3 protein-coding genes and 1 pseudogene are annotated in these 3,966 nt (G+C 60.4%); 2 read left to right on the plus strand and 2 right to left on the minus strand.

What is annotated here, in order from left to right:
- Window positions 1–313, plus strand: a pseudogene (locus HV744_RS36165) (MFS transporter); the annotation flags it as partial.
- 122 nt (window positions 314–435) lie between these two features.
- Window positions 436–1,497, plus strand: coding sequence for an AI-2E family transporter (locus HV744_RS36170; RefSeq protein ID WP_246279378.1), 1,062 nt, complete (start codon window positions 436–438; stop codon window positions 1,495–1,497).
- Window positions 1,498–1,555: 58 nt separating this feature from the next.
- Here HV744_RS36170 and HV744_RS36175 read toward each other — a convergent pair whose 3' ends face one another.
- Both HV744_RS36175 and HV744_RS36180 read right to left on the minus strand, forming a co-directional pair.
- Window positions 1,556–2,179: a TetR/AcrR family transcriptional regulator gene (locus tag HV744_RS36175; RefSeq protein ID WP_175154035.1), complete on the minus strand. Its 624-nt coding sequence runs from the start codon at window positions 2,177–2,179 to the stop codon at window positions 1,556–1,558.
- A 517-nt stretch (window positions 2,180–2,696) separates the two neighbouring features.
- Window positions 2,697–3,236: a DUF4142 domain-containing protein gene (locus HV744_RS36180; RefSeq protein WP_175154036.1), complete on the minus strand. Its 540-nt coding sequence runs from the start codon at window positions 3,234–3,236 to the stop codon at window positions 2,697–2,699.
- Between the last annotated feature and the right edge of the window lie 730 nt (window positions 3,237–3,966).

The raw sequence follows: 3,966 nt of genomic DNA on the forward strand, positions 1-3,966 counted from the left end.
CTGCCGGACCTTCAGCGGCGCGATTGCCACCTCGGTCGTCAACACGTTGTGGGAGGACAAGACCAAATTCAACCGCGCGGAGTTGTCGGGCCTGGTCGATCAGGCCGGCCATTTCATGTCCTCGCTGACCGGTTCCGGCTGGAGCGCGGATCAGGCGCAGGCGCAGATCAGCAACATGGTCGAGTCGCAGGCGGTGATGCTCGCCACCAACCAGCTTTTCTTTAACATCGCATGCTGTTTCATCGTCGGGGCACTGGCGATCTGGCTTGCACCCAGACCGACGCGTGTCGCGGATACGTCACAGGCGCATTGACTGCGAGAGGGGCGCCGGCCCCTCCGCCTTCACCGATGTTGAACCAAGACTACTGACGACCCCACGACATGCGCCGGTTTTGCCTGTCGCCTGCCGGGTCACCTGAATACGAACTCCTGACCATGATCGTGACTCCCTATCAGCGCCAGACCCTCGTCTGGAGCGCCGTCGCGGCTGGGCTCGGTATCCTTCTATGGACCCTGCGACCGGTGCTGACACCGTTCCTCCTCGGTGCGCTCATCGCGTACATGTTGCAACCGGGCGTCGAGTGGCTGGTGCGCCAGCGCGTGCCACGTGCACTTGCCGTCTTGCTGATGATGCTGCTGTTCGCACTGCTCCTGACGCTGCTGCCGCTACTCGTGTTTGCCGTGATGCACAAGGAAGGGCCCGAGCTCGCGAAGAACATTCCCGTCTTCATCGCGAACCTGAACGCGTGGCTGCAACCCAAGCTGGCACTGCTGGGTATCAGCTACTCACTCGATCTGGCCGAAGTCCGCCACCTGCTGACGGGCGACACGATCGGCGATGGCCAGACCGTCATACTCGCCGTGTTGCGTTACGTGCGTACAGGCAGCAACGTTGTGCTTCCCGTGGTAAGCAACGTGATACTGGTGCCGCTTGTGCTCTTTTATCAGCTTTACGACAGGCACCAGATATTCGCGCGGATGGAAAGCTTTGTGCCACGGCGCTGGGTCGGCAAGGTCCGGGCACTCGTGACCGAGATGGACCGGATGCTGTCGCAGTACTTGCGCGGCCAGTTGCTGGTGATGGGCGTGCTCGCCGCGTTCTACCCGATGGCGTTGACCTTGGCCGGCCTCGACATCGCGTTGCCCATCGGACTGTTCACCGGCTTTGCGGTGTTCATTCCCTACGTCGGTTTCGCCGTGGGGCTGGCCCTCGCGCTCCTTGCCGCGCTTTTGCAGTTCGGCGGCTGGTACGGTCTGGCTGCAGTCGCAGCCGTGTACGGAGTGGGGCAGGTACTCGAAAGCTGTTTTCTTGTTCCCAAACTGGTGGGTGACCGCATCGGGCTGCACCCGCTCGCGGTGATCTTCGCGCTGCTTGCGTTTGGCCAGTTGTTCGGATTTTTTGGCGTGCTACTCGCGCTGCCGGTCAGCGCGATCCTGGCAGCGGTGCTGGGCGACCTTCGGCGCCGCTATGTGGCAAGTGGGCTCTATCAGGATTGACGGCCAGGTTTGCACCGGAACGCCGATCTGCCGCTCGCCTTGCGCGGGCGGCTGCCCGTCACCAATTCCTGGTTTGTGCGGGGACCGTCGACCCGTAGGCGGCCATGAACACGTCGACCGCTCGCTGAACGACTTTGGCGATGTTGCGGGAACCGGTATCGGCTGGAACGCCAAACAGGCAGAGCTCCATCAACTCCGCTTCATACAGCGTGCGCAGATGCGCGGTCGCGATGGCGGTGTTACAGCTGCGCAGCTGTCCGGCGTCAATCAATTGCTGCAGGAAGACTGCCATCATTTGCCAGCCGCGCTTCGGCCCGCGCTCATAAAACAGGGCGCCGCCGTTCGGGCGGCCGCCTGCCTGATGCGCGAGACGGCGTACCGCGAGCAGTTGCGGTTTCAGCACTGCAACCAGATAGTGCTTGCCGAAGCTCGCCAGTGCATCGCGAACCGGCACACTGGTCTTGAGCAGCTCGAACGCCGCGATGACCTGTTGCGCGGCGGCGGTCATGAACTCGGCGAACATCTCTTCCTTCGACTGGAAATAGCTGTACAGCGTGGCTTTTGATCCGCCCGCCCGTGCCGCTATCTCAGACATCGACGCCTGCTCGAATCCCACCTCACTGAATACCTCGAACGCGGCGTCAACAATCGCCTGCCGCTTTTCTTCCGTTTTAACCCTCATTCCCGGGTTCTCCTTCGGTCTGTGAAACCGGCCAACAACATCACTGGCCGCGGTGACGCGCCTGACTGGCGTCAACGATCAATGCTGACAATTATATCATAACTAGACTGCCCGGTTTATTTACGCTGACCGCAACGGAGTGTTTTATCTATACTAGACAGTATAGTTATAAGCCATTTGACTTACCTTGGATTCCGAGCATTTATAGACCACCTCGAAACGCTGCGGACCTATTGCACCGTCGTCGAAATGCAGGGCTTCACGCACGCGGCGCATACGCTGGGCGTACCAAAGACAGTCGTTTCGCGCTGGGCGGCACAAGGACGTCCGCTGCCCGGGCGGTAGGCGACACTGGAATGTCGGCGTGGAGTTGCCGGTCAGTGACCGGTGCTGGGCCGGCTACGGTCGTACGTATCCGACGCGGCGACCCTTACGGAAAGTTAATAAGCGAGCGAGAACGTCGGACGCCGGCTCCGGATCGGATCGGATCGTCCTCACGCTGATCCCGCCGCGCAGATCATCGTCGAAACCCGGGGCGTTCCAGCGCCAACTGCAATCGGTGAGCTTGGTCGAGATGGAAAATAAAAGACGGGCGAGACCGGACGAGCAGTGTCTTCAATTCCGCGTTCGTCGTGGACCGAATGAAGGTGTTTACCAATTTGACCAATTGCTGCAGGAAGATCACCTCGCGATCAAGGTACGCCTGGTCGAACTCGTGAGCTTCGACTGCATTGAGCCTCGCAAGGTCGTCGTAGCTCTGCTGCGCGAGCGCATCGCTAAACCCACTTCGTTGTGGAGTCGCTGCGAGTCTCTGCATCAATCCAGCGGTTTCCTGGTTGACCTGTCCATGCTCGTCAACCATCCGATTCGCGAAGAATCGTACGCTTCTCGACTGCGTTCTGCGCAAGGCTGTTTGGCCGGCCGCGATTTCCGCCTGATTCGCCACAAGGATGATGCCGACGATTTGTGCATCGGTCAGACCCGCCTCCTGGCCAAATGCGCAAATTGTCGATGCGAGGAGCAGCAACAGCGCTCCAGCGGTACGTTTAACGTTCATTGTTCCCCTCCAATTCGCGTTCCGGTCCTTAACGCACCGTGCACCAAGCGCGTCTACAACACAGTAGACATGCTACGCTTCCTCGATGGCTACATGCGCGTGACGATGCCCGTCGAGGGCATGCATCCGGCCGAATTCATCGAGTTGAGGTGCCAGCAGCAGATGCAGAGTTCTTGATGGTACCCGACCGCAAGCGCGAGGCTAACGCGTGACAGTTACCGGCTTGTCGTCACTCCCATGCCGATACGGACCGGCGCGCCAGGCAGCGAGGCATTCAACTTCCCGGCTGCATGAACTCGATCGCCGAACCGTCCGGCCCCACGGCATAGAACACCTTAGTACCTGCTTGCGGTCCCGCCGGAATGAGTTGCGGCACCCCCGCCGATGCCATCCAGTAGGCGCGATGCGCTGGAGCACCGCGTCGAGATCGTCGACGTAAAACGCGATGTGCATCGCGCCTGCTTGAGGGTCGGCCGGGATTCGTTAAATTTTCGCCAAATGCGGATTAAGCCATTGATCAATAAAGACATTCTCGTATCCTTGCTTGCGTCGACGCGCTCTTCGAACCCCGCATCTCAAAGTCGAGCGCCACGGGCCACGCACGGCTGATCGTCCCTAATCGTTTAGGGTTGTTCGATGCCTGCCATGGTCCGCAGGAATGTGAGCGCGCCACCGCGCGTTGCTGGCAGGCGTCGAACAAGCCTCGATGGAGGAAACCGCGGAGTGCTCC

Source organism: Paraburkholderia ultramafica (assembly GCF_902859915.1).
In the GTDB taxonomy this organism is placed as follows: Bacteria; Pseudomonadota; Gammaproteobacteria; order Burkholderiales; family Burkholderiaceae; genus Paraburkholderia; species Paraburkholderia ultramafica.